This window comes from Sphingobacterium sp. GVS05A, from assembly GCF_019969845.1.
Classification (GTDB): Bacteria; Bacteroidota; Bacteroidia; order Sphingobacteriales; family Sphingobacteriaceae; genus Sphingobacterium.
Window position 1 is genome coordinate 42,765 of the sequence record NZ_JAHXYR010000004.1, and the last position, 25,596, is coordinate 68,360.

Sequence of the window (25,596 nt, forward strand, 5' to 3'; positions counted from 1 at the left end):
AAAATGGCTGTTTTTATTGATTCGTATTCTTTTCTTTGAGCTATCAAGGCGCTTGCCACACTCCGTTTATAGACCAGAAAGCACCTTCAGTCTATTTTCATAGCTGTCGGAGCCTGTGAAAGCATGAATGATTTATACTGTTGTTTCCTTGTCATTCTTTATAGGTAATTGAATGGTCTGTAACAGTAGTAAATAAGACAGATGAGGAGAGGATAATATCATACAGCTAGGTTTTTAGCATTTTAAAAGTATTTCTGAATGTCATTTTAAACGCTGTAATTCGAAATAGGTTTTATTTTTGGGATGAAATAGATGCGGTTTTTCATAAAAATAGGGGAGTCAAAAAGAGAAATAATTTGTTGAGTTGTTAAATTAATAATAACTTAACATTACTATAATACAGTTATTAATAACTGTGGTTATTTTAGCATGATTTAATCAAATAATAGATAAGAAACAATATAACGTGAGATACGCTGCTATAGACATAGGCTCCAATGCGGTCCGTCTTTTGATCGCTGATATCATTGGCCAAAAGGATCAATACAATTTTAAAAAAAATACGCTTTTACGGGTTCCTTTGCGCCTGGGCGATGATGCATTTATTCAACAGGAAATTTCTCCCAGAAAGGCGGAGAGCTTGATAAAAACGATGAAGGCATTTCGCGAATTGATGGATGTTTATCATGTGGAAGACTATATGGCTTGTGCGACGTCTGCGATGCGTGATGCAAAAAATGGTGCTGATATTGTTGCGGAAGTTAAGAAAAACGGGATCAATATAGATATTATAGAAGGGGCGAAGGAAGCTGAAATTATCTACAACAGCCATTGGGATAATAAGATGGAAAAAGACAAGGTCTATCTTTATATCGATGTAGGTGGCGGTAGTACCGAATTGTCTTTATTTGCGAATGGTATTCTGGTGAATTCGAGATCCTTTAACTTGGGCACGATACGTATTTTGGATAATCAGGACAAAGCAGAGACCTGGGATGAGCTCAAAGAATGGGTCCGAAGCAACACACATATGTATAAACAGGTCATTGGGATAGGAACTGGTGGTAACATCAATAAATTGGCCCGGTTGTCCAATGAGAAATTAGATAAGCCTCTGTCTTACGCAAAATTGAAAGCGGTGTATGAACATTTATCGTCTTTTTCTCTAAAGGAACGTATTATTTTACTGGGTCTCAATGAAGATAGAGCAGATGTAATTATCCCTGCAAGTGAGATTTTTCTGACGATTATGAAGTACGGTCGTCTAAAACAAATCATCGTTCCCCGTGTAGGATTGGTCGATGGTGTAATTAGAACCTTGATCAATAGGAATTTAGTGAAATAAAGCATTAAAAAGCATTTTTCGACTTGCAAAAGAAGGAAAAATCTTTATTTTTGTGATACCAAAGGCGAATATGAGCCCAGGTGGCGAAATTGGTAGACGCACCATCTTGAGGGGGTGGCGCTTGTATGGGCGTGGCAGTTCGAATCTGCTCCTGGGCACTTTAAAAAAGCCAAATCTTAATTTTAAGATTTGGCTTTTTTGGCTATATGCTCTTTGTGTATGAATAAATAAACTCTTAAAATCTTATTCTTCACTGATTTCTTTGAGAATCTGTAAAGCTTTTGGCCACGATTCATCAAAATATTCAATATATTCTTCATTGGTGTCCACGTCGACCTTCAATAATGTTTTGCCATCAAGATCCGTAAAAGTATAATTCTCCAATGAGCCGGCCCAGCCTTCGACAGCTGGTCCTTCGGTAATCTCTTTGCCTTTGTCCAATATACCGTAATGACGAATGGATATGTATTTATTTGGAATATTTTCGGCTATCTCTGCAACCATACCTTCTTTTTCACCATCTTTATTAATGCCTGTAAAATAAATCTTGGCACCCTTTTCCCAGCTACCTTCAAAGTCAGAAGTTGGGTTAAAGGCAGCTGTCCACTTTTTATACGTTTCCTTATCAAGCATTGTCTTAAACACATGATCGACAGGGGAGTCGATCGTGATCTGATAATTCATTTTTTTCATGTTCTTATTGTTTTGGAAAGTTAGGGTCTGCTTTTACTTCTTCAATCTGTTTGGTATGTCGTGCACAATGTGCCGCAATAAACATCAGGCCTTGGTAGCCATCAACGACGCCTGTCGGATAATCGTTGATATGGTTGCGGAGATCTTTTGCATCTGCCTTTTTTATGTAATCAATGACAGGTTGTCTTGCGGCCCGAAAATCAGCTAAAGCTGTTTTTGAGTCTTTGTATATACCGGTCGGTTGAAGTTCTTTGGGGGCCTGAAACTTATGACTTCGATCAGTAATCGTCGTTTTTAGATTGTCGTCAGTCATTTGAACCTCACTTTTTCTTTCTGGCTGGGGAGCTTTTGTCAAAGATGCTTTTGCCATGTCAAATATCATGCGTTCAGAGAGTATAATATGTTCCAGGCATTGGCTGATTGACCATTTGTCTGGAGCTGCCTTAAATTGCAGCTGAGCTTCACTAAGACCTGAGACTTGTTTTTCGAGTTCTTTGGTTGTCTGATCGAAGTATTGCAATAGGGAATCTGTACCTTCTACTCCTTTTGTAAGTGAGGCTTGCTCGATTACTTCGGTGAAGTTGTTATGACCTACACTTTGCTGAGGTACTGGGGTTGACGAAAGGAGTACTGCGCTGAGGCCCGCAATCGCTATCATGTTCATAATCTGGTTCATATTTATTTTTTTAAATCGTTAAATGTCACTTTCTCATTACAATTATAATGCATTTTTGTTTTTTTATTCTTTTCATAAGGCAAGAAAATAACATCTTGAGCAGCGTGTAATTAAAAATTACGTTTTTTGAAATAGCGAAGCTAAAACTACCTGCGAAATGTTAAATTTAACCTGTAGCAGGAATATGCTGGTTGGTATATGCATTGAATATCAACTTGCTTGCTGAGATTGCTAAATAACAGTATTCATTTTATATATTTTCAATTTTCAAACATTTTATTAAAATGTTTGAAAATTGAAAATATATAACTAACTTTAATTCAGATGAACAAAAAGGAACAGGTAAAGGAGCGGATTGGTCAGGCCGCAATGGAGTGTTTTGAGCGATATGGTTTAGAGAAGACGACATTGGACGATATTGCGAAAGCCGTAGGATTGAACAAAACTTCGCTTTACTATTATTATAAGAACAAGGAAGATATTTTTATAGAAGTTGCGATCCGCGAGGGTGAGTCTTTTATAAATACATTGCAACAGAGTACCTTAAAGAAAAAAGGCGTGGAGAATCAGATCGGGTTCTATTTAGAATCGCGATTGAACTATTATACGAATGTGCTCAATATGAATAGGGTGTCGGTAGAATCGCTTGACAAGATTTTACCTCGTTTTTTTGAACTATATGATGCGATGATGGTGCAGGAAAAGGATTTTCTGACAAAGCTTTTGGTGCAGGCCATCGCTCAGGAGCATCTGGATATGGAAGATCCAGAAAATACTGCTTCTGTACTAATCAATTTTGCGAATGCATTAAAACATAGTACAGAGCAACAAGCGATCCTAAAGAAGCAAGTCGAGATCGACTATGCGCAAAGTCTTCGGGATACTAAATTTTTGGTTTCCTTGATTTTCAAGGGGATCAGAAAGCAAGGATGATAACCTGTCTCAGGGAATCATGGATGGGGTAAAGTGAGGCATTGAAGCGAATATTATACGCTAACCAATATAAACTATGAAAAAAATTACCTTATTAATCCAGATTCTCTGTATCTGCGCTCCATTTTCTTTGTTTGCGCAACAGACGATAAACGGGCGCGTTAGTAATAGCCTGACCGGGGAGGCCGCCTATGCAATCTCCATACGTATAAAAGACAGTAAAGAAGGTACCTTTTCGGATGATCGAGGTCGTTTTCAATTGAAAACGAATCGGCCTTTGCCCCTAATCCTTTCTATTTCAGCGATCGGATTTGAACCCCGCGAGGTTCTTGTCGAGAGCACAGCCTCTCCGTTAGAAATTCCGCTTAATGTTACGCCGATACTGGGGCAGGAGGTGGTTGTGTCCGCTAGTCGAACAGTTCAGACCAAATTGTCTTCCCCTGTGACCATCGAGCAGATCAGTAACAAAGATATCCGTAATTCTGCTCAAATAAGTTATATGGACATGCTTCAGGGCCTGCGAGGAGTCGATGTTACTGTGTCCAGTATCGGTTTCACCAGTGTAACGACACGTGGATTCAATACAAGCGGGAATACAAATTTTACACAGATTGTTGATGGTATGGACAATCAGGCCCCTGGATTGAATTTTCCGCTGGGCTCAGTTATTGGTTTGACCCAACTTGATGTCGATAATATTGAGCTTCTATCAGGCGCTTCTTCTGCCTTATATGGCTCACGAGGACTCAATGGAACCATGATCGCGACAGGTAAAAATCCGTTCAAATATCAGGGATTAAGTGTATTGGTGACTCAGGGTGTCAATCATATAAACGCTAAAAAGAATAATGATCCTGTTCCCGCATCGCCCTATTATGATTGGACAATTCGCTATGCTAAACAACTGAGCAATAAGATTGCTTTTAAGGTCAATGGTCAATATACCCAGGCAAAAGATTGGGTGGCCAATGATGAGACGAATAAAAATGGTTTGGGTACAGCGCTAACGGATCCCAATTATAATGGTGTCAATATGTACGGCGGGGCAACTTCGGTCGATATCAACCCTTTCCTGGAAGCTGCACTTGCTGGAAATCCAGATTTGGCGCCAATTGTTGAACCCCTGCTTGCTCATTCAAACTATGTTTCCCGGACAGGCTATGCTGAGTATGGATATCTCGATAATAGAGCCAAGCTTTTTAAAGTAAATGGTGAATTTCGTTATAAGATTTCACCGGATATCGAAGCCATTGCTTCGGCAACTTTTGGCACTGGAAACATCGTGTACACGAATGATACCCGTTATCAGTTAAAAGGATTTAAAGTGGGCCAATATCGTTTGGAGGTACGAAGTGATAAATGGTTTGTCCGGGCTTATACGACTCAGGAAAATTCAGGTAAAACACTCGTAGCGGGACCGACGTCCCAATACATCAATGAGTCCTGGAAAACAAGTTACGATGGTAATGTAGGGGGCTGGTATCCGGAGTATACGGCTGGTTTTCTTAATGCACTTGCTACTGGAACATCGCTTACAGATGCTCATCTCCAAGGACGTACTTTAGCCGATCAGGGCCGAGCGGAACTTGGTAGCGCATTATTCAATAGACTTAAAGATAGCATTAGCAATACACCAATTTCAGAGGGCGGGACATTATTTCTTGACCGCAGTAAGTTATATAATGCTGAAGCGCAATATAATTTCTCAGATCATATCAAATTTATGCAGGTCATCGCCGGTGTCAATTGGCGCCTGTATAGTCTCAATTCTAAAAACACACTTTTCCCAGATAAGGATAAACCGATTCATGTCAATGAATACAGTGCTTATCTTCAAATGGCAAAGAGAGTCATGGACGAACGGTTGAATATCGCGACTTCTTTTCGATATGATAAAAATACATTATTTGCTCAACCACGTCTTACGTCACGTGCATCATTGGTCTATGATATGCAAAGACAGAATTATTTACGTTTCTCTTATCAGAATGCATATAGTTTTCCTTCTAATATTCAGGCGCTTCAAAATACATTGAATGGTTATAATAGTTTTTCATCCGGAGGATCTTCGCTATTATTGATTGATAACTATCAATTTGACCGCTACCCACCCTATACATTAGAAAGTGTACAAAAATTTCAGTCGACAAATGATCCGAAAGTACTTCAGCAATTTAAGTTTGATGATATCAAACCGCAGTCAGTCAATGCTTTTGAATTAGGATACGCAGCGATGTTTGGTAAGCGTGTCATGGTTGATGTCCTTGGCTATTTTTCAACATGGAAGAATTTTATCGGTTATGCCAATGTAGCCAATACACCGGGTACTGACGATGTCAACGCTTTTAAGGATCATGCTACTTATGTTCAATATAATGTCGCTTTTAATGGTGGAGAAACAGTAAATACATACGGCTATGCTGCAAGTGTAAGCGTAGATCTGGGCAAGAATTTTATGACCAAGGCAAACTATTACTCGGACTATCTTAAAAATAAAAACAATAGCCAGATCAATAACTTTAATACACCTAATTATCACTTTAACTTTGAATTTGGAAATAGTGGTTTTGGTAAAAAACAAGTCTGGTCTTTTAGTACATCACTTCGTTATAAACCCGGTTATTATTATGTTGTGTCTGGGGGGCTTGCGGCGGGGCAGGTGCCTAGCTCAACTGTAATTGATGCACAGGTGAGCTATAAGCTTATTAAAGCGCGTTCTGGAATTCGTATCGGTGGTACGAATATTACGAACAAATATTATTCTACTGGTATAGCCAACCCTCGTATTGGTGCGGTGTACTATGTCACCTATGCCTATAATATTTTTTAACCAAAATAAATCATAAAAAGATAAATCATGAAAAGACATGTAAAAAACAGGCTCATAATGGTGTTCATCGGACTCGTCTTTTGGAGCTGTAAGAATCAACAAGGCACAGATTATAATGTGTTGACTTTTGGTCCGGGGCAGGAGGAAGCGATTGAAGAGGCTTTTCTGTCGATTAAAGATAGTACCAATATACACTTGAAAGCAGGAAAATATCGTTTTGAAAACCTGAGTATCGCCCAGGTAAATCATATTAAAATCGACGGCGATGGGCATGATAAAACAATTGTGGATTTTTCGGGGCAGACACAGGGAGGCGAGGGGATTCGTATCACTGATGTCAAAGGACTAACCATCGGAAATATGACGATCCGGGATTCAAAAGGTGATTTATTGAAGATAAACAACAGTCAGGACATTATTATTGCAGATCTACATAGTATATGGAGTTCGGCTGATTCCACCAGCGGTGGATATGGAATTTATCCTGTACTCTGTAAGAATGTTTTGATTGAGAATTGCTATGCTGAGGGCGCTTCTGATGCCGGTATCTATGTAGGGCAGACCAAGGGCGTAGTGGTGAAAAATTGTAAGGCATCCAAAAATGTAGCTGGCTGTGAAATTGAAAATACAACAGATGCAGAGGTATATGACAATGAGTTTTATGGCAATACAGCAGGTTTTTTGATTTTCGATCTACCTGATCTATCGCAGCGAGGTGGTCATGTGAAAGCCTATCGTAACAAGATCTATGATAACAATTTCAAGAATTTTGCGAAAGGAGGAAGTTTTGGAACTTTTTGGGGGGTAGGAAACGCCTCTCCCGGAAGTGGAATTATTATCCTTTCCACCTCAAATATCGAAATATATGATAATACGATTGAAAAAAATAATACTTCGGCGATTACTATAGCTTCTGGTTTTGCTGTAGATGAAAAAGCTGCTGAACGTATCAATGCCAATTACTCGCCAATACCGACTCGCATTAAGATCCATGGCAATACCATAAAGATGGAAGACAAGTTCCCACAACCGGCTTATGAACATCGTATTGGCCAGTTAATTATTGCTACTGAAGCACAGCTGAATGCCGTTGAACCCAATCGTTCGGTGAAAAGAATTCCTGCGATCCTGTACGATGGAATCACCAGCAACATTATGACCAATGGTACTTCCTTAAATCCAGATTCTATTTGTATTGACCAGCCCGGTGAAAATATGTTTGTTTCGGCAGATTTTAAACATGCGGGGCAAGCAGATAAATGGAAACCATCAAGTAATGTGAAACCATTTCAATGTAAATAACTGTGAGAAATATAAAATTGACCATTGGTGTTATCATCGTTTTGACTGTATTCTCTTTGACTTTGCAACAAAGCTGCCGACAGGGAAAAAATAAATCAGAACAAACCAATACATCTTTCGTATTTAAAGAAAAACTATCTGATTATGGGTTTTTCAAGGGAAAGCTAAGTAGTCTAATGCCGCAAGAGGGGGTGCTTCCGTACGAGCTAAGTACGCCTCTGTTTTCTGACTATACGGTTAAAGATCGTTTTATTGTTCTTCCACAGGGAAAATCAATTGAATATACTGCACAGGGACCTTTGGATTTTCCTGATTCAACCATAATTGTTAAAAATTTCTCCTATATCAATGTTCAGGGCCAAAAGGTCGTCATTGAAACCCGCTTGTTGGTTAAAGATCCAATAGATCATAACTGGAAAGTCATGAATTACCTTTGGAATACGGAGCAAACAGATGCGGTTAAACATATTAGAGGATCGAAACTAGCGATTACTTTGGTCGATAACTCCGGCAATAAACATACAACAAATTATATGGTGCCGAATACCAATGATTGTAAACGTTGTCATAATAATGCATCGAAACTAATGCCAATAGGTCCTAAAGCGCGCAATCTGAATTTTGTGCGTGCGGGCGATTCTGTCAACCAATTGACCCGTTGGAGTTCGCTGGGATTGTTGAAAAATATGCCCGACTTAAAGAATATTTCACAACTGCCCGTATGGACTGATACAGAAAAATACAGTATTGAAGAACGTGCCAGAGCTTATTTGGACGTCAATTGCGCACATTGTCATACGAAAGGTGGTGACGCATTTAATACAGGGTTATTTCTCAATTATGAGGAGAACACATCTGCGCATCTCGGTGTGGATAAAGCACCTGTATCTGCCGGAGGTGGGGCTGGTGGTTTAAACTTTGATATAATACCCGGAGATTCAAAGCATTCGATCTTGCTTTATCGGATGAATAGTACCGAACCGGGGACGGCAATGCCCGAATTGGCCCGAAGTATTATCCATAAGGAAGGTGTGGATTTGATCCGCCAATGGATAGATAATATGCCCAAGAAAAAATAAAAATATCATCACCTTTCAATTTATATTAATTAGAACAGCATGATTGAGCAAATAGATTCAATATTTCAGCAACAGCAACTCTTTCAAATCGAACTACGACAGAGTGATGCCCGGCAACGGATAAAAAAGCTGCGTAAATTGCGTTGTGCGATTGAAAGTAACGAAGATTTAATTTATGATGCATTAGCGAAAGATTTGCGTAAATCAAGACATGAGGCCGCAATAAGTGAGGTACTATTTATCTATGGTGAAATCGATTTTGCTATTCGCCATTTGCAAAAATGGATGCGACCCAAACGCGTAGGGAGATCGGTGACAAACCTGCTGGCAAAAAGCTCGATCGTCTATCAACCCAAAGGAGTGGTTCTGATTATATCGCCCTGGAATTACCCCTTTCAGCTTACGATGAGCCCCTTGGTGTCTGCGATTGCTGCTGGCAATTGCATCGTACTGAAACCCTCTGAACATAGTTCATACACAGCAGCAGTGATTCAGAAGATGATATCCGAATCATTTGATGTGAAAGAAGTTGTTTGCATAACGGGTGAAAAATCTACAGCGGAAACTCTTTTGAAACTTCCTTTTGATCATATTTTCTTTACTGGAAGTTCTATCGTGGGTAAACAGATTATGAAATCAGCCTCCGATCATTTGAGTTCAGTTACCTTGGAGCTCGGAGGGAAATCACCGGTCATATTGGATGAAACAGCTCATCTCGAAAAGGCTGCAAATAAAGTGGCCTGGGGAAAATTGATCAATGCTGGTCAGACTTGTATTGCGCCAGATTATGTTCTTATTCCGGAGAAGCGACGTGACGAATTTGTAAGACATTATTTAAATGCTGTAAAAAAGATGTTTTTTACAATAGACGGTAAAATAAATCCTACTGTCTACGCGAAAATTATCAACCAGAGGCATGCTGATCGTCTCGTTGCTTTGATCAGGAACTCGGTCCAAGGAGGAGCCCGATTAGTTGAAGGAGGTGTACTGTCTGAGGACTTAACCTTGAGTCCGACATTGTTATTAGATGTTTCATTGGATAATGCGATCATGGGAGAGGAAATCTTTGGACCTATCCTTCCAGTAATAACCTATGGGAAATTGGAGGAAGCGATTGTTATTGTAAATCGAGGTGAAAAGCCACTTGCATTGTATGTATTTAGCGAAAACAAGCATAGTATCCAACAGGTCGTACAGCAAGTAGTATCAGGTGGTGTTTGTATCAATGATGTACTTATCCATGTTTCCAATCCTTACTTGCCATTTGGTGGCGTTAACGGTAGTGGTCAGGGAAGTTGCCACGGCTTTTTTGGCTTCAAGGCATTTTCACATGAACGCGCTGTGATGCGTCAATCCAGATACGCACTTTCTACATTGATTTATCCACCATATACAGAAAAAAAAATAATATTTAAATTGCTGAAAAAATGGATTTAGGCAGCTTAATTTTTTATACTTGTATATGAATAAAATCAAAAGTATTGTTGTGTTTTGTGCTTCCAGTTTAGGCAACTCCAGCATATATGAAGATCAGGCAAAATATGTAGGTTATACGTTTGCACAACGAAACGTTCAGCTGGTGTACGGAGGTGGCCGCGCAGGATTAATGGGCGTGGTTGCAAATGCCGTTTTAGAAAAAGGCGGTGAGGTCGTTGGCGTAATTCCCCACTTCCTAAATTCAAAAGAAAGAGAACATCGTGGAGTAACAAAATTAATTACAGTGGATAGTATGCATGATCGTAAACGAATCATGAATGATCATGCTGAAGGAATAATAGCTTTGCCTGGAGGATTCGGAACCCTTGAGGAACTTTTTGAAATGACTACCTGGGGACAACTCGGTCTACATCGTAAACCGGTGGGAATATTAAATATTAATGGCTTTTATGATCATTTGATCAAATTTATGGATCATATGGTTGTTGAGGGACTTTTAAAACAGGAGAATAGAGAAATGCTGTTGATAAGCGATTCAATTGAAGAGCTATTAGATAAGATGGACAACCATGTGGCACCAGAAGTAACAAAATGGATTAACAAAAATGAGATCTGAGAAGACCTTATTAATTTAGTGGCTATTTAATTTCTAAGACAATCTTAATATTGCTCTTATGGTTTATTAAGATTGTTCTTATTGAGTTTTAATGTTGTTTTTGGATTTTTGTAACAAAAATTCTTTATCTAATTATGTTACAATTCAAAGGCCTTGTTACACCTTTATTAATTGCTGCTCCTTTTTGTCTTAATGCACAGACAGTTTCATCTGACACCTTAAAGTTGTTGAAAATTGATGAAATAGAAATCACCTCTAAGTATTACAAGCGGTATAATCCCAAGCAATTGTCTGAAGCATTGCGCTTAGAAACATCTTTATTGAAAGCACCACAGCATATTCAGGTCATTAATAGCGAGATTTTTCAGGATCAGGCAGTATTGAACATAAATGAGAGTGCTACCCGCAATGTAAGTGGCACTTTTAGAGAGGAATTACACAATGGTATATCCCCCGATATATATTCGCGTGGCGGCTATATCAGTGCACAACGCAATGGCGTGGATATGCGTCCATTAGGTAAGGGGCCGATAGCAGATGATTTGGCGATTATTGAGCGTGTGGAATTTGTAAAGGGGCCCAGTGGTTTTATGAATGCCATTAGTGACCCATCCGGTTCCTATAATATCATTACAAAAAAGCCAACTGGAGAAACCAAAAGGAGTTTCGATTTGTTAACAGGAAGTTTTGGTTTGTTGCGTGCCGCTGTAGATTTGGATGGGCAACTGGATAAGAGCAATAAAGTCCAATACCGTTTAAATGTCATGGGCATGCGTGGTAATGGATTTCTTAAACATGATCGAAATAATAGACTGCTGTTTGCGCCCTCATTAAAATATCAATTTAGTGAGCGCACTTCGATAACGGCCGAATACATCTATCAACAATTGAACTATCTTCTCCTCAGTGAAGCACAGATGTCCCCTTACGGTTATGGTACACTCCCGAAAGATTTTACCATTACTGACCCTAGTATACGACCTTTTGTCGGTAATGATCATAATGCATTTCTGACATTTCAACATAGATTTAAGAGTGATTGGCAATTGACAACAAAATTGGCGTATATCCGTAGTGGCTATAATGGTACATTGTTTTGGGTGAATGGTGCGAATGCCGAGAATAAGGATATTTTGGATAGAAATCTAGTTTACGATTCGAATAAGTACGGTATCTTTTCTACGCAGGCTTACCTGAATGGATATTTTAAAACTGGAAATGTCGGCCACCGTATCATCATTGGAATTGATATCAATAATAAATCATCCCGAAGTTGGGATACATGGGGCACCGCGACAACCGTCTATCCGCTGTCCATTACGAATCCACAGTACTCGGAAACAATACTTAATACAGGTATAGGCGGCGATTTTGCTTCTGAGAATGATTTTACTTCCGAGGGAAATAAAATTCACCGACGACTTTCCTATGTTTCGGCTTATGCGATGGATGAATTACTTTTTCTAGATGAAAAACTGCGGATTTCCCTTGGTTTACGTGTCACTGCATCAAATGGCAAAACAAATGATTATGGAGCAAAGAGTAATTCCGAAGATGTTGTTTTAACTCCACGGTTGGGAATCAATTATGCATTGGATCAAAATACTTCGCTCTATTTCTTACATGATCAGAGTTATTTGCCACAAGCAGGGATTTCCGTGGATGGTACAGCGTTAAAACCTTTAGAAGGAGTAAACTATGAATTAGGGATTAAACGTGACTGGATGGAAGGAAAATGGAATACAAGCGTTTCAGTCTATCATATTGAAAGAAATCGTCTGATCACACCTGACCCAGTATCCAATCTGATCTATCAGACCGGAGAAAGTAAATCCAGGGGAGTTGAGTTTGACCTTAAGGGAAGACTGGCAAAAGGCCTGAATGCGGTGATCAACTATGCTTACACGGATTCTAAAATCTCTGCCGACGAAATGAAACCCGAAAATATTGGGATGGCCACACCCAATCGGATAAAACATATTCACAATACCTGGTTGAATTATCTATTGCCTATCGAACGTATAAAAGGTTTGACAGTATCCTTGGGATACCAGTTGCTCGTTGGTCGAGCTGAGCGTTTTACATCAACAAATCCTGTCGCTCTCAAAGATATCTTTCGATTGGATGCCGGAGCAGGATGGAGCAACGATAAGTACCGTATTAATCTAATCGTCAATAATCTCTTGAACGAAAAAATGTATTCTACAGCTTGGCGTAATGGTAGCGGAAATATGTACTATTGGATACAAATGGTACCTATACATGCAAGGCTCTCATTGGGAATAAATCTGTAAAAAACGATGAAAATAAATTTTATAAAAAAGCTTATAGTGATCCTATTTCCTATTTGGATAGGCTGTAGTGGCGAAAATCAAAAAGAAAAAGCGAATGGAGCGGCTGTAGAGGTCACCGATGCGCAAGGGCATCTTATTGCGCTAGAGAAACCAGCGGAACGTATCGTATGCTTATATGAGCCTGGATTGGACGCACTATATATGTTGCAGGCTGAGCATAGAATTGTTGGGCTATTTAATGATGTTTATTCCAGTAATGAACTATTTCCCTTCTTTTCGAAAATGGACGCACGAATCATGGAACGGAAATTACCTGTATTAGGGACAAATAATCAGGGAAGTGTTGAACAGATTGTTGGACTCAGTCCAGATTTGGTAATTGTACATGCTGGTCAGGCGGATTTAATAGAGGGCTTAAGAAATGCTGGAATGAAGGTGTACGCAACGAAAGCCGAATTGAAAGCTGAGGTGTTTAAAACAGTGGAGGATATTGCGACACTTACTGCTAGTACTGAAAGAGGTATGGAATTGATTTCCTATGTAAAGCAGAAAGAGGAGCTGATCAAAAAACGTTCTGATACCATTTCAAAGAAACGGCGGGTATATTTTACCTGGGCTTATGGACGTGTTTTTTCGACAACCGGTACGAATAGTATGATGCACGCTTGTCTAGAAATGGCTGGTGTTGAAAATGTGTGCCCTTTTGAGTTGGATCAACCGAATATTAACGCGGAAACATTGATCAGTTGGAACCCAGATATGATTGTCATGTGGAACGATAGTCCACAATTATTTTATAAACGAAAAGAGTTTGCGGATATTCCTGCGATAAAGGAGAAGCAGATCTTTAATCTGTTGCCAATGTTTGCCTACAACCCACATACGTTGAAAGCGCTTTGTACAGCAACGGCAATACATCATTGGGCGTTTGATGATAAGCAATTAGATCAGAAGGGGCAGGTTGAAGAAATTATTACCCATCTTTATGGAAAGCAAAAAGCTGATAAAATTATAGATTTATTATGATAATTAACAGGATTACATCGTATTGGGACAAACAGAGTAAGATTTGGCGTGAAGAGAAAGAGGAGGCCTGGTCCCAACCAGAAACAGCAAATTGGTTGCATTTCTTCGAAGAAATATTGCTTGACCCAAAGTTGGGAGGAAAGAATATTTTGGAGATAGGGACTGCTTCAGGATACTTTGGTAATATTATGACCAAGGCAGGCTTTGCGGTGACCGCTATTGATCTCTCACCAAACATGATAAATGAAGCAAAACAGATTTCTGATGCATTAAATCTAACAGTGGATTATCATGTAATGGATGCTCAAAATTTGGCATTTGATAATAATAAATTTGATCTTGTTTTTACACGTCTTATGACCTGGACGATTCCAGATTTATTTAAATGTTATGGTGAAATATTTCGAGTGCTGAAGCCCGGAGGAATATTTATAAATTTTGATGGCGATTTCGGAGCGACAGTTTTCAGCCAAGAGGGACATGAAAGATATCCTAAAGAAATTATGGAGGAGGCAAATGCCATCAAATCTAATTTGGATATAAGTAAACATAGCCGACCTGAAAGAGATTTATATCTATTGGATAAGGTCGGCTTCATTGATTTAAAAACCGATAATGAAGTTCACAATAAAATCTATTTGAAACCAAAGGCAGAAGATGGATTATTTATGCTGAGTGGCGTTAAACCAATATGCTAGCCTTCCATTCTATCCTGTTTATCTTATTTTTTGAAACTGTCTATGAGGCTGCAAAATTTTAGAATTACAGCCTCATTATGCTTAAAGTCCTTGTTTTTTTTCAATAGTTTGGGTTTGATCAATACTTTCTAGGAAATTATCAATAAGTACTTGAAAGAAGAGCTTTATTTTTGAAATGGTTAATTCGTTGGTTTGACTTGACCGCGGGGGATAACATATATTCCCCATTGCTAACCGTATCATAGGTATCCTTATTTTAACCGGTAGGGTACCTATTGCGGTTAGTTTTCCCCGGCGTTGAAAGGGTACTTGTTATCCCTTTTAGCAAAAAAGAGGCTCGATCCGAAGATCGAGCCTTTCTTATTTTATTTCGTAATTTCTGAGCCGAAACTTTTAAAGTTTATTTGCGCGGGCTGTTATTTCAGCAATGTCGAGCACTTCGATTTCGGACTCTTTCTCCTTTATTTTGACACCATCCTTTAACATCGTCATACAGAAAGGACATGCAGCTGCAACAACATTAGGCTGTACCGCAATGACCTCTTCAATACGTTCAATATTAATATCTTTTTTGCCTTGTTCGGGTTCCTTAAACATTTGGCCACCACCAGCACCACAGCATAGTCCATTGCTTTTGCAACGTTTCAATTCAACAAGTTGCGCATCTAGACTTTCAAGCACTTTTCGAGGTGCTTCATATACTTCATTTGCCCGCCCCAGATAGCAAGGGTCATGATAGGTTATTTTTTTACCTTTAAATATGTTATTGTCAGCTGGTTTTAATTTACCATTGTCGATGAGATCCTGGATCAATTGGGTATGATGGATGACTTCGTAGTTACCTCCCAGAGCTGGGTATTCATTTTTAAGCGTATTAAAACAGTGCGGACAGGCGGTTACAATTTTTTTAATTTCATAGCCATTCAATACTTCGATATTCATCATGGCCTGCATCTGAAATAAAAATTCATTTCCACTTCTTTTTGCGGGATCACCAGTGCAGCTTTCTTCAGTTCCAAGAATCGCATAGTTAAGCCCAACATGCTGGAGAATCCGACAAATATCACGTGTTATCTTCTGAGCGCGCTCATCAAAACTACCAGCACAACCCACCCAAAATAATATATCGGGAGTTTCTCCCTTAGCTAACAGTTCTGCGACTGTTGGAACTTTTAATTCATTTTCCATCCTTAAACTATTGTTGTTGAGTCCAATTTGCACGGTCCATTTGCGTATATTTCCATGGAGCGCCATTATTCTCAATGTTTCCAAACATATTATTGATACTTGTAGGGGCCTGAGATTCTTCCATAACTGCAAAGCGGCGAAGCTCTATGATAATATCCAATGGATTAATATTGACAGGACATTGCTCGACACAGGCATTACAGCTCGTACATGCCCACAATTCTTCCCGGCTGATATAAGTATCTATAAGAGATTTTCCGTCCTCAACAAAGCTACCATTTGCCTTAATATTATTGCCCACTTCAGCTAATCTATCCCTTGTATCCATCATTATTTTTCGTGGGGATAGAAGTTTTCCCGTGATATTAGCAGGACAAGAAGAGGTGCAGCGACCACATTCGGTACAAGTATAGGCATCCAGTAGGCTTTTCCATGTTAGATCCTGAACATCTTTGGCTCCAAAGCGGGCTGTGGCATCTGAAGAAGGCGGAGTGAAGCTCGGATCAAGCATCGCTTTTACTTCATTGGTTACAGCTGTCATATTGGATAATTTCCCCTTGGCATCCAAGTTTGAAAAATATGTATTGGGAAAAGCGAGAACGATATGCAGGTGTTTTGAATAGGGCAGATAGTTTAAAAAAGCTAATACGCCTAATATATGGAACCACCAACAAAATCTTTCGATCATATACAGCGTAGTAGTGGAAGTCGGAAGATAAGGTAATAAATAATGACTTATAGGAAAGGAGCCAACAGCATTAAAATGTTCAAATCCATAAAGCTGTAATTTGAGATCTGTGGCATTCATTAGAAGGAAAGCCGACATAAGCAGAATCTCTGTAATCAAAATAATATTAGCGTCCGTTTTAGGCCAGTTGTTAAGTTCTTTACTATTCAGACGATTTACTTTGACGACATTTCTTCGAATAAGGAAGATCACACAGGCCAGTAGTACACCAAGTGCTAGCCATTCAAATGAACCAATCAAAAAGTTATAGAAGCCCCCTAAAAAAGAAAATACCCGATGAGTTCCGAATAAACCGTCGATAATGATTTCCAACATTTCGATATTGATAATAACGAAACCCAAATAGACAAATAAGTGCAGGATAGCAGGAATAATCCGCTTAAACATCTTTTTTTGGCCTAAGGCAACCAAAAACATTGTTTTCCAACGTTCTGAAGCCCTGTCGGAACGATCCAAATCTCTGCCTAACTTGATATTACTATAGATTTGGCGTGCATTTTTACCAAAGAAAAATAATGCGCCTAACAAACAAACTGCAAATATTAGTTGACCTATCATATGCTCGAATAATGGTTACATAACAAATATACTATAATATTTTTGTTATGCTAACATAATAAAAATAAATCAAAGAATAGGATTGATCAGCTAATTTTCTAAAAAATAATGAATAGGAAAGTGGAGGGATTAAGAAAGAAGCCTCCAAGAAATCAAAGTAATTTCTTGGAGGCAAATATTATTTGGATAATTAATCTATATCAGCAAATGCTTGCTTAAGAATTTTTTCAACAGTTTTTTCAATACGGGTTTTTCCTTCTTCTGTATTGATATCGATACCACAGAAAGTACTACCTGTTGATTTAGCCTGTAGTGTTAAGTAGTAAATTCCACTGACCAGTAAAGCAAGTGTCGCTCTTATGTCAGTTTCGGAATTCTCAAATTTTGGATCAAAGTGTTTAAACAGTTCTTCACCAAGAACTTCGCGTCTATCCGCTATATTTTTTAATGCTTTTGTTTTCTCACCCAGTCCCCAATGGATGATTTTCTGTTTAGTTTTATCTTTTAAGAATGTATTCAACTGGGATTTAAGTAATTCGTTTACCAAAGCTACATCAATATCATTTGGATTTGATATCATTTGCTCTAAAACTCCTTTATCACCGATTTGCCAAAAATCCTTTTGTGTTAAGTAAGCTTCTACTAGTTGATCAAGACCTCCAAAATAATTCCAGATGAGTGCTTTATTTAAGCCGCACTCCAGTGCAATATTCGGGCCGTTCAACGCATAGTAGCCTTTCTTTTGGATGACTTTTCCCACCGCTGCGATCATCCGCGCCTTGGTACGTTCTTTGTCTCGGATGGGACCGGATGTTACTTTTCTTTCTTTCTTTGGATGATCCTCAGTTACTTTCTTTTTCATTAGAATAATTTGTTTATTCATTACCAGTTTGTTTTCAAAAGCATTTATAGTGCCTTTGGCGGTGTTACTAGAATGAAACTATCATAGACTCAATCGTGTAAGTCTTTGAGCTAAGTTTAAGCTCATGATGATTTCATACGAATAAAACCATTTTAGCAACGAAGCTTTCATGAGTTATCCTATTCGTTCCTTAATAAACAAATTTGAGCTCATGATGTTTTCATTAGGGTAGATGTATATTTTTTTTACAATATCTAAATTTTAGCTGGTAAAAGCAAGAAATCGTATTATAGATTTTTATTCCTACTGATAAATCCATTTTATTCGATCCTCAAATAATCATTTTGAGAGTTTTCTAGCGGATTATCTTAATGCATGAATAGTGCGAGGGGCAATAAAAAAAGGGATTATTCATGTGAATAATCCCTTTTTTTATTGTGTATAATATGTTGTTATTTTTTCGCTGGTACAGCAGGAGCTGCTGTTGCTGAGATACCTAGTTTTGATTTAACAGCTGCAGTCAAATCTTCGCCACCTTGGAAATAAGGAATATTTGTGCTTGAAATATCAAATACATAAGCCATACCTTTTTCTTTAGATACTGCGCTTACAGCATCAGCTACTTTTCTTTGAATAGGAGTGATCAACTCATCTTCTTTTTTTTGCAATTCTTCTTGAGCAGTTTGTTGCGATGTTTGAATACGCGTTTGCATATCTTGGATTTCTTGACCCAACTTGTTAAGTTCAGGATCTAGCGTTTCTTTGTTTGCTTCACTTCTAGTACGTAATTTATCAGTTCCTTCTTTCTGTTTGGCCTGTAACATCGTCACCATCCCTTGAATTTCCTTTGTTTTAGTCTCACTCAATGTTTTCAATTGACCTTCAGCTGTTTTATAATCTGAAGTGGCTGAAATGATTTCAGCAAAATTGATGTGACCAATTTTTTGCTGCGCATTCGCAAATTGAGTTGAGAAAAATACTGCCACTATAGCAACCGCACCTTTTAATAAGTTTTTCATGCTTTTCATTTTAATCTAATACGCCATCTCTATGGCAATCTTTTTAGTTTTCTAATTAATTACTACTTTTATTACTTGTGTCCACAATGATAATAAACTCCTGCTTAGTTTGCAAGACTAGGATTAGGTTTATAACCTAATTTTGTAATGACATCATTACTTTTGTTCAATTTTGAATTCGCATAAAGGAAAGCAGATTCTTTGCCTTTGTCCATGATGAAGTCAAAATTCTGTGCTGAGGCAACATCCTGTATTGCTTTTGCAACGCGGTCTTGAATAGGTTTAACCAATTGAACCCGTCTTTTGAAAAGCTCACCTTCAAATCCGAATTTTTGTTTTTGATAATCTTTTACCTCTTTTTCTCTGGTAACGATCTCATCCTCGCGACGACGACGCATATCCTCGTTTAATAAAACTTGATCTTTTTGATAAGCCTGATATAACTTTTCTATTTCAGCATATTTTTGATCTACTTCCTCCTGCCATTGTTTAGAAAGATCATCTAATTGTTTTTGGGCAGTGGTATATTCGGGAATGTGTTTTAGGATATATTCTGAATCTACATATGCAAGCTGTTGAGCAAATGTCGCTGTAGCACTCACGACTACAAAAGCTATAACTAACAATATTTTTTTCATATTTCCTGTAAGTTTTATAGACTATAATTTATTATTTAACATTAATTTACTTTATGACAATGGACAAGCCCAAAAGTTTAATCTGAGAAGCCGCCTTAAATAAATTTACCGCTCAAAAATAACAAAAAAGATGCAATCTAACAGATATTTCTCGGGTTTAACACTATTTAACTTGTTGGCCGATTCTCTCTATACTTTTCCAAAGGGGGCTTTATGGCTAACCTTTGTTGCTAAAAACAAGCTTGCTTCAATATAGGAAGATTTATGATATATTCTGCGTTAAATCAAATAAATAATTTTGTGGGCCGTATATAAAAAAAGCTATCGCAGAAACTGCAGATAGCTTTTTCATCCCAATAAGGATATATCTTAGTGATTGGATCAACCTGGGTTAAAATCCGCCCATATTTTGCATAATACTGAATGTGAAGTTTTGTTTCCACGTACTGCTTGGTAAACCTGGAATAGGATCAAATGCGTGACCATAGTCAATCCCCAACATACCGAAGATAGGTAAGAAGATACGTGCACCTACACCTGCCGAACGACGAACCTTAAATGGGTTGTATTCTGTGAATTTGTTCCAGGTATTACCTGCTTCTGCAAAGGCCAGTACATATACTGTTGCTTGGTCATTTAACATAACAGGGTGACGCAACTCCATTTGATACTTGGTGTAGATCGGGCTACCTGAGTTTCGTGCTACGTTTACATTTTGAGTACCCTCTGGGATAATTACACCATTTGCATAACCACGCATCGCGATGATTTCAGAACCTTGAAGGTAATCGAATCCTTGCATACCGTCACCACCAACCTTGAATCGTTCGAAAGTAGAAATTTCTGTTTTGCTAGAATATTTTCCTAAGAAACCAAACTGTGCCTGAGCTTTGAAAACTAATTTACCTACAATTTTTGCATACCATTGTGAATCGAATTTCCATTTGTGGTATTCAGTCCAGCGATAACGATCTTGAGGTGTACCATTCTTATAATCAATGTTATTGAATAGTGAATAAGGTGGCGTTAATTGCACAGAGAATTTGATATTCGAACCCGAAGTAGGGTAAATTGGTGCATCAATCGAGTTACGGCTAAACTCTTGTGTTAAGTTGATATTGTATGCTGTACCATTATCAAATAAGAAATAGTTACCGTAATTCTGAAGTTTATACCGTTGGAAAGATAATGAGGTATTTGCTTGGAACCAGTTGTCTGGCCATTGTAAGCGTTTACCTAAAGTTGCGGTAATACCCGTCATCCAAATACGGTTTAATTCCGAATCTTTTACGATTTGCTCACCTGTATAGTAGTTGAATCCGCCATACGATGAACTAGAGGTATAAGCACTCAGACCAAAGTATATTGGTTTTTTTCCGCCCAACCAAGGTTCCGAAAAGGAGAAGCTATAGGATTGATAACGTTTACCTGATGTTTGACCACGTACACTTAATTTTTGGCCATCACCACGCGGTAGCGGTTTCCATGAGCTTTTATCAAAAAAGTTACTTGTAGAGAAGTTATTGAAAGTCAAACCTAGTGTACCTATGATCTGTCCGGCTCCATAACCTCCTGAAAGTTCTACCTGATCGGATGGTTTCTCCGTTACATTATAAACGATATCTACTGTTCCTTCCGCATAATTTAAATTGCTCGGAACTGGATTTGTTTTTTGTTCATCAAAATTTCCCAACTGTGCAATTTCACGAACACTACGCATAATTTGCTCTTTTGAGAATTTTTGTCCTGGTTTTGTATAAATGGAACGTAATACAACCCGGTCATTTGTGACATCATTACCTTTTACGATAACGTTGTTGATTGTATACTGTGCTCCTTCATAAACACGTAAATTTAGATCGATGGTATCGTTATATACGCGTGTTTGCTCAGGGTCCACTGAGAATGTCAAATAACCATCATTCATATAGATGGATGATATGTCATCCGAATTTTTGCCTCCGCCTAACAATTTAGTGCTCAGCTTTTCTTCCGAGAAGACATCACCACGTTTGATTCCTAAAATTTTATTTAATAGCGTGTCCGAATATTTGGCATTTCCTGTCCATACAATATTACCCACATAATATTTAGGACCCTCATAAATATCAAATTTTACCAATACATTTTTTTCACCATCGCGGATGATCGTATCTTTTAAGATCTCAGCATCGCGATAACCCTTGGCAGCCATTTTTTTGATCAGGTTTTCTTTACCTTCTTTGTATTTCTCTTCTTTGAATTTACCTGGACCAAATATGCGGTACCACATTTTTTGCTTAATTGGCTTTGCCATTTTCCGCAGCTCTTTTTGAGAAAAATGTTCATTGCCTGTAAAGGTCATTTCTTTGACTCTTACCTTATGTTTTTTATCCACATCAGCAATTAAGATCTCATTGTTAGCTTGCGCCGAATCTTTAACTGTTTTTAGTGTAATTTCTGGATATAAAAAGGCTTTTTCTTTTAGAAAACGTTGAATTGTTGCACGAGTGGTATTCATCAAATTTTCATTGACAATTTTACCTGTATTACTATTTAAACGTTTACGGACTTCTTCTGTTTGGCTTTTACTTAGTCCATTAATATCAATACGTGTCAAACGAGGACGCTCTACTACACGGATGGTCAAAAAGATGTTTTCGCCTTCAATTTTTTCTGCCCATAATTCGACATCATCGAAGAGGCCTTGAGCCATCATGTCTTTTACTACTTTCGCAGTCGCTTCACTTGGGACTTCCAAATATTGACCTACAGACAATTTAGATATGGTAATTAATACATTCTTATCCAAAAATTGTGTTCCAGTTACATCAACAGCACTAATTACATAGTTTTTAGGGTTGAGATAACTGATTTTTTCGGGGTCATTTAAGTTGAACGCACCATTTTGCTGTCCATAGACAAGTTGCATTGATGAGAGACCAAAAAATAGTATTACGGGTAGTATACGCTTCATTTATCTTTAATTATTGGCGCTAAAGTACACCAATCAGTTGTTAATTTTTGTTAATTAAGAAAATTTAACCAGCTTGTTTTTTATTCAAATCAGTTGACAAATTTAATAAAATCATTTATAACTGTTCACTTGTTTTTCCAAACCTTCTTTCTCTTTGCTGATATTCTACAATTGATTTATATAAATCTTCTTTTGTAAACTCCGGCCACATCTTGTCTAGGAAGCATAGTTCAGAATAAGCAATTTGCCACAGAAGGAAATTACTAATCCGAAGTTCTCCACTAGTTCTGATCAATAAATCTGGATCTGGCAGGTCTCGGGTATAGAGATTGGCCGAGAAAATATCATCGTTAATCTCTTCTATGTTCAATTCTCCTGCTTTAACTTTTCTAGCCAGATTTCGGGTGGCTTCCACAATTTCTTGACGAGAACTATAGCTTAGGGCTAAGGTTAGGGTACAATGTGTATTGTCTTTGGTAGCGTCAATTGTTTCCTGAAGCTTTTTTTGTGCATTCGATGGAAGCTTGCTGATATCTCCGATCGCGTTCAATCTGACACCATTTTCTTGAAATGTTTTGATTTCCTTTTTTAAAGAGGAGACCAAAAGCTCCATCAGCGCGATTACTTCTAATTTTGGTCGATTCCAATTTTCAGCTGAAAATGCATAGAGGGTAAGAAATTTAATGTTGGCCTGTACACATCCTTCTAGAGCCTCTCTTACCGCTTTCACGCCATTTTGGTGTCCAAATACACGAAGTTTGCCTTTTTGCTTTGCCCAGCGACCATTACCGTCCATGATAATGGCAATATGTTGGGGTAATTTAATGTTATCAATTTGATCTAAAAAGCTCATTGTTGCTATTTTCAATAAAATTAACACCTTTAGCCTTTTACAGCTTATTTGTGTGTTAAAACCAGATACTGGCTTTCTGTATGTTACCTTCAAACGAATTTTTACCTCCCAAGGTTAATCTGTTTGATCATTATTTTTGAAACCTTAATATAGATACCATATGTATCTTATCTGTATTTAGTTCTTCCAAATATCGATTTTTAATTGGTAATTCAGAAGCACAATATAATAAAGATTAGTAGTTTCTGACATCGATGCCCCAAAGCAGTTTTTCTCTTAATGTGCTGAAAAAGCTTTCGTGTGGAAGACGAATTAGATTGATCGTAAATGGAGCTTGTTTGATTGTCAGTTTAACTGAGGTATCGATAGACTCATTTTTGGAGTCACAACTGAGTATGTATTGATTGCTTCGGCTCTCAATTTCAAGTTCAAGCGTGAATTGATTTGAAATAACGATCGGTCTGACGTTAAGGTTATGGGGTGAAATCGGTGTAATGACAAAATTCCCGCTTTCAGGCATAATGATCGGTCCTCCACAACTCAATGAGTAGGCTGTGGAACCAGTAGGGGTAGCGATAATCAGTCCATCTGCCCAGTAAGAATTGAGTAGTTCACCATTAATCCGCGCATTGACTGTGATCATTGCAGAGCTGTCATAACGAAATACTGTAATATCGTTAAGGGCATAATGATTACCCTGGAACAAATCGATCTGTTCAGACTCCACGGAAAGAAGAACACGCTTTTGGATATCATAACGATTGTCTAATATATCCTCTATAGCATGTTCGAAGTCATTTTTATTAATAGAGGCCAAAAAGCCTAAACGGCCAAAATTAATTCCTGCAATGGGAATACCAGAGTCTCTAATGAGCGATACTGCTGACAACATTGTTCCATCGCCGCCTAAACTTAGCATGACATCAACATTGTTTTTAATTTCCTCATACTTATGATAAGTAGGGAAACTAAAACCACATTCAAACTGCGTTGTTAAGAACTTATAAAAAGGATCATAAACCCAAATATCGACGTTTTTACCAACGAGATATTTAAATAAGTGCTTCACATGTGCTATAACGGAGGGTTGAAACTGTCGTCCATATATCGCAATTCTCATATTTTTTGAATTTATGGGGCAAAGATGAGAAAAAAACTAATCTTAATTAATTAAATATTGAGGTAATTCATAAGCTGTTGATAACGTTCGGCTGTATCATCAAATGCGGCAACAGTATTGTGTGTCTCCATAATTATATAATTATGCCTTAAGAATGAATTAAGTAGCGCGTTGATATTGGATTTGTCTACCTTCAAAGTGACTTCAATCGACTCACTTTCGAGATTTATTTTTGTCGCACAATTAAGGATTCTACAGTTGTCACTCTCTACCAGGTGTGCAATCTGAGATAATGAAAAGTCATGTAGTCCAATTGACAATACAATAATAGCCCCAGATTCATTTTGAGATTGGATTAACGAAATTGCCTTTAAAATATCCAATTGTGTAGAAACACCAATATATTTGTTATCTTGATCCAAAATAGGGACTAAGGAACTATTATATACGGTTGTCATTACCAATGCATCGTAGGGATGCTGATTAAATCTGAGCTGTATCGGTGCTGTGTTAATTTTAATGGAGGAGATCGGAGCTTCGTCATTGTCGGCATCCAATAAAATAGACTCGTTAACGAATCCGATATATTCATCCCCATTTAAAACAACCAATTCTTTACAAAGCATGTCTTGTAGTTTTTCTAATGCCTGCTGTATTGAATCAGCTTTTTGAATGCTGAAATCTGCGTTTGAAAGAAATTGTCCTATTAACATACCCAAACTTAA

At 38.0% G+C, this 25,596-nt stretch carries 21 protein-coding genes and 1 tRNA gene; 11 read left to right on the forward strand and 11 right to left on the reverse strand.

The window, feature by feature from the left end; all coding sequences use genetic code 11:
• The first annotated feature begins 466 nt into the window (after positions 1–466).
• Positions 467–1,345 (forward strand): exopolyphosphatase, encoded by an 879-nt coding sequence (locus tag LC454_RS10765; protein WP_223582223.1) that lies wholly within the window; start codon positions 467–469, stop codon positions 1,343–1,345.
• 74 nt (positions 1,346–1,419) lie between these two features.
• A tRNA-Leu gene (locus tag LC454_RS10770) sits at positions 1,420–1,503 on the forward strand.
• Between the two features lie 85 nt (positions 1,504–1,588).
• On the opposite strand, the gene LC454_RS10775 is transcribed toward LC454_RS10770, so the two are convergent.
• Positions 1,589–2,038 carry an SRPBCC family protein gene (locus tag LC454_RS10775; RefSeq protein ID WP_223582225.1) on the reverse strand — a complete coding sequence of 150 codons (450 nt, stop codon included), beginning with the start codon at positions 2,036–2,038 and terminating at the stop codon, positions 1,589–1,591.
• A 4-nt stretch (positions 2,039–2,042) separates the two neighbouring features.
• On the reverse strand, positions 2,043–2,714 hold the full coding sequence (locus LC454_RS10780; protein WP_223582227.1) for a DinB family protein: 672 nt from the start codon (positions 2,712–2,714) through the stop codon (positions 2,043–2,045).
• Positions 2,715–3,038: 324 nt separating this feature from the next.
• Here LC454_RS10780 and LC454_RS10785 point away from each other — a divergent pair, with 324 nt between their 5' ends.
• The 9 genes from LC454_RS10785 to LC454_RS10825 all read left to right on the forward strand — a co-directional run bounded on the left by LC454_RS10785 (position 3,039) and on the right by LC454_RS10825 (position 14,929).
• Positions 3,039–3,647: a TetR/AcrR family transcriptional regulator gene (locus LC454_RS10785; RefSeq protein ID WP_223582229.1), complete on the forward strand. Its 609-nt coding sequence runs from the start codon at positions 3,039–3,041 to the stop codon at positions 3,645–3,647.
• Positions 3,648–3,723: 76 nt separating this feature from the next.
• Entirely contained in the window at positions 3,724–6,477 is a 2,754-nt protein-coding gene (locus LC454_RS10790; protein ID WP_223582231.1) for a TonB-dependent receptor plug domain-containing protein, read from the forward strand.
• 27 nt (positions 6,478–6,504) lie between these two features.
• Positions 6,505–7,779 (forward strand): parallel beta-helix domain-containing protein, encoded by a 1,275-nt coding sequence (locus LC454_RS10795; protein ID WP_223582233.1) that lies wholly within the window; start codon positions 6,505–6,507, stop codon positions 7,777–7,779.
• A 2-nt stretch (positions 7,780–7,781) separates the two neighbouring features.
• Positions 7,782–8,858, forward strand: a complete 1,077-nt coding sequence (locus tag LC454_RS10800) for an SO2930 family diheme c-type cytochrome (RefSeq protein ID WP_223582235.1) — start codon at positions 7,782–7,784, stop codon at positions 8,856–8,858.
• 39 nt (positions 8,859–8,897) lie between these two features.
• Positions 8,898–10,295: an aldehyde dehydrogenase family protein gene (locus LC454_RS10805; RefSeq protein WP_223582237.1), complete on the forward strand. Its 1,398-nt coding sequence runs from the start codon at positions 8,898–8,900 to the stop codon at positions 10,293–10,295.
• A gap of 25 nt (positions 10,296–10,320) precedes the next feature.
• Positions 10,321–10,911 carry a TIGR00730 family Rossman fold protein gene (locus LC454_RS10810; protein ID WP_223582238.1) on the forward strand — a complete coding sequence of 197 codons (591 nt, stop codon included), beginning with the start codon at positions 10,321–10,323 and terminating at the stop codon, positions 10,909–10,911.
• A gap of 134 nt (positions 10,912–11,045) precedes the next feature.
• Positions 11,046–13,205 (forward strand): TonB-dependent siderophore receptor, encoded by a 2,160-nt coding sequence (locus LC454_RS10815; protein ID WP_223582240.1) that lies wholly within the window; start codon positions 11,046–11,048, stop codon positions 13,203–13,205.
• Between the two features lie 6 nt (positions 13,206–13,211).
• Positions 13,212–14,231, forward strand: coding sequence for an ABC transporter substrate-binding protein (locus LC454_RS10820; protein WP_223582242.1), 1,020 nt, complete (start codon positions 13,212–13,214; stop codon positions 14,229–14,231).
• On the forward strand, positions 14,228–14,929 hold the full coding sequence (locus LC454_RS10825; protein WP_223582244.1) for a class I SAM-dependent methyltransferase: 702 nt from the start codon (positions 14,228–14,230) through the stop codon (positions 14,927–14,929). Before LC454_RS10820 ends, LC454_RS10825 begins: the two co-directional genes overlap by 4 nt.
• Before the next feature lie 393 nt (positions 14,930–15,322).
• On the opposite strand, the gene LC454_RS10830 is transcribed toward LC454_RS10825, so the two are convergent.
• From LC454_RS10830 to LC454_RS10870, 9 genes are all read right to left on the reverse strand, one after another.
• Positions 15,323–16,117 (reverse strand): (Fe-S)-binding protein, encoded by a 795-nt coding sequence (locus LC454_RS10830; protein WP_223582246.1) that lies wholly within the window; start codon positions 16,115–16,117, stop codon positions 15,323–15,325.
• A gap of 7 nt (positions 16,118–16,124) precedes the next feature.
• Positions 16,125–17,423, reverse strand: coding sequence for a (Fe-S)-binding protein (locus LC454_RS10835; protein WP_223582248.1), 1,299 nt, complete (start codon positions 17,421–17,423; stop codon positions 16,125–16,127).
• 190 nt (positions 17,424–17,613) lie between these two features.
• On the reverse strand, positions 17,614–18,285 hold the full coding sequence (locus LC454_RS10840; RefSeq protein WP_223582249.1) for a TetR/AcrR family transcriptional regulator: 672 nt from the start codon (positions 18,283–18,285) through the stop codon (positions 17,614–17,616).
• 452 nt (positions 18,286–18,737) lie between these two features.
• Positions 18,738–19,304 carry an OmpH family outer membrane protein gene (locus LC454_RS10845; protein WP_223582251.1) on the reverse strand — a complete coding sequence of 189 codons (567 nt, stop codon included), beginning with the start codon at positions 19,302–19,304 and terminating at the stop codon, positions 18,738–18,740.
• Between the two features lie 104 nt (positions 19,305–19,408).
• Complete coding sequence (locus tag LC454_RS10850) at positions 19,409–19,942, reverse strand: OmpH family outer membrane protein (protein WP_223582253.1); 534 nt, start codon at positions 19,940–19,942, stop codon at positions 19,409–19,411.
• A gap of 391 nt (positions 19,943–20,333) precedes the next feature.
• Positions 20,334–22,898: an outer membrane protein assembly factor BamA gene (gene bamA, locus LC454_RS10855; RefSeq protein WP_223582255.1), complete on the reverse strand. Its 2,565-nt coding sequence runs from the start codon at positions 22,896–22,898 to the stop codon at positions 20,334–20,336.
• Between the two features lie 115 nt (positions 22,899–23,013).
• Positions 23,014–23,751 carry an isoprenyl transferase gene (locus LC454_RS10860; protein ID WP_223582256.1) on the reverse strand — a complete coding sequence of 246 codons (738 nt, stop codon included), beginning with the start codon at positions 23,749–23,751 and terminating at the stop codon, positions 23,014–23,016.
• Between the two features lie 235 nt (positions 23,752–23,986).
• The gene (locus LC454_RS10865; protein WP_223582258.1) at positions 23,987–24,871 is read right to left on the reverse strand and encodes an NAD kinase; all 885 of its coding nucleotides are present in this window, start codon (positions 24,869–24,871) and stop codon (positions 23,987–23,989) included.
• 50 nt (positions 24,872–24,921) lie between these two features.
• Positions 24,922–25,584 carry a CBS domain-containing protein gene (locus LC454_RS10870; RefSeq protein ID WP_223582266.1) on the reverse strand — a complete coding sequence of 221 codons (663 nt, stop codon included), beginning with the start codon at positions 25,582–25,584 and terminating at the stop codon, positions 24,922–24,924.
• Positions 25,585–25,596: the final 12 nt, after the last annotated feature.

Bases quoted from the DNA above. Each gene is read 5' to 3' on its own strand.
- LC454_RS10775 (WP_223582225.1), bottom strand. From the start codon at position 2,038: ATGAAAAAAATGAATTATCAGATCACGATCGACTCCCCTGTCGATCAT.
- LC454_RS10825 (WP_223582244.1), top strand. From the start codon at position 14,228: ATGATAATTAACAGGATTACATCGTATTGGGACAAACAGAGTAAGATT.
- LC454_RS10785 (WP_223582229.1), top strand. From the start codon at position 3,039: ATGAACAAAAAGGAACAGGTAAAGGAGCGGATTGGTCAGGCCGCAATG.
- LC454_RS10790 (WP_223582231.1), top strand. From the start codon at position 3,724: ATGAAAAAAATTACCTTATTAATCCAGATTCTCTGTATCTGCGCTCCA.
- LC454_RS10780 (WP_223582227.1), bottom strand. From the start codon at position 2,714: ATGAACCAGATTATGAACATGATAGCGATTGCGGGCCTCAGCGCAGTA.
- LC454_RS10865 (WP_223582258.1), bottom strand. From the start codon at position 24,871: ATGAGAATTGCGATATATGGACGACAGTTTCAACCCTCCGTTATAGCA.
- bamA (WP_223582255.1), bottom strand. From the start codon at position 22,898: ATGAAGCGTATACTACCCGTAATACTATTTTTTGGTCTCTCATCAATG.
- LC454_RS10820 (WP_223582242.1), top strand. From the start codon at position 13,212: ATGAAAATAAATTTTATAAAAAAGCTTATAGTGATCCTATTTCCTATT.
- LC454_RS10860 (WP_223582256.1), bottom strand. From the start codon at position 23,751: ATGAGCTTTTTAGATCAAATTGATAACATTAAATTACCCCAACATATT.
- LC454_RS10850 (WP_223582253.1), bottom strand. From the start codon at position 19,942: ATGAAAAAAATATTGTTAGTTATAGCTTTTGTAGTCGTGAGTGCTACA.
- LC454_RS10835 (WP_223582248.1), bottom strand. From the start codon at position 17,423: ATGATAGGTCAACTAATATTTGCAGTTTGTTTGTTAGGCGCATTATTT.
- LC454_RS10795 (WP_223582233.1), top strand. From the start codon at position 6,505: ATGAAAAGACATGTAAAAAACAGGCTCATAATGGTGTTCATCGGACTC.
- LC454_RS10815 (WP_223582240.1), top strand. From the start codon at position 11,046: ATGTTACAATTCAAAGGCCTTGTTACACCTTTATTAATTGCTGCTCCT.
- LC454_RS10805 (WP_223582237.1), top strand. From the start codon at position 8,898: ATGATTGAGCAAATAGATTCAATATTTCAGCAACAGCAACTCTTTCAA.
- LC454_RS10840 (WP_223582249.1), bottom strand. From the start codon at position 18,285: ATGAAAAAGAAAGTAACTGAGGATCATCCAAAGAAAGAAAGAAAAGTA.
- LC454_RS10870 (WP_223582266.1), bottom strand. From the start codon at position 25,584: ATGTTAATAGGACAATTTCTTTCAAACGCAGATTTCAGCATTCAAAAA.
- LC454_RS10810 (WP_223582238.1), top strand. From the start codon at position 10,321: ATGAATAAAATCAAAAGTATTGTTGTGTTTTGTGCTTCCAGTTTAGGC.
- LC454_RS10845 (WP_223582251.1), bottom strand. From the start codon at position 19,304: ATGAAAAACTTATTAAAAGGTGCGGTTGCTATAGTGGCAGTATTTTTC.
- LC454_RS10830 (WP_223582246.1), bottom strand. From the start codon at position 16,117: ATGGAAAATGAATTAAAAGTTCCAACAGTCGCAGAACTGTTAGCTAAG.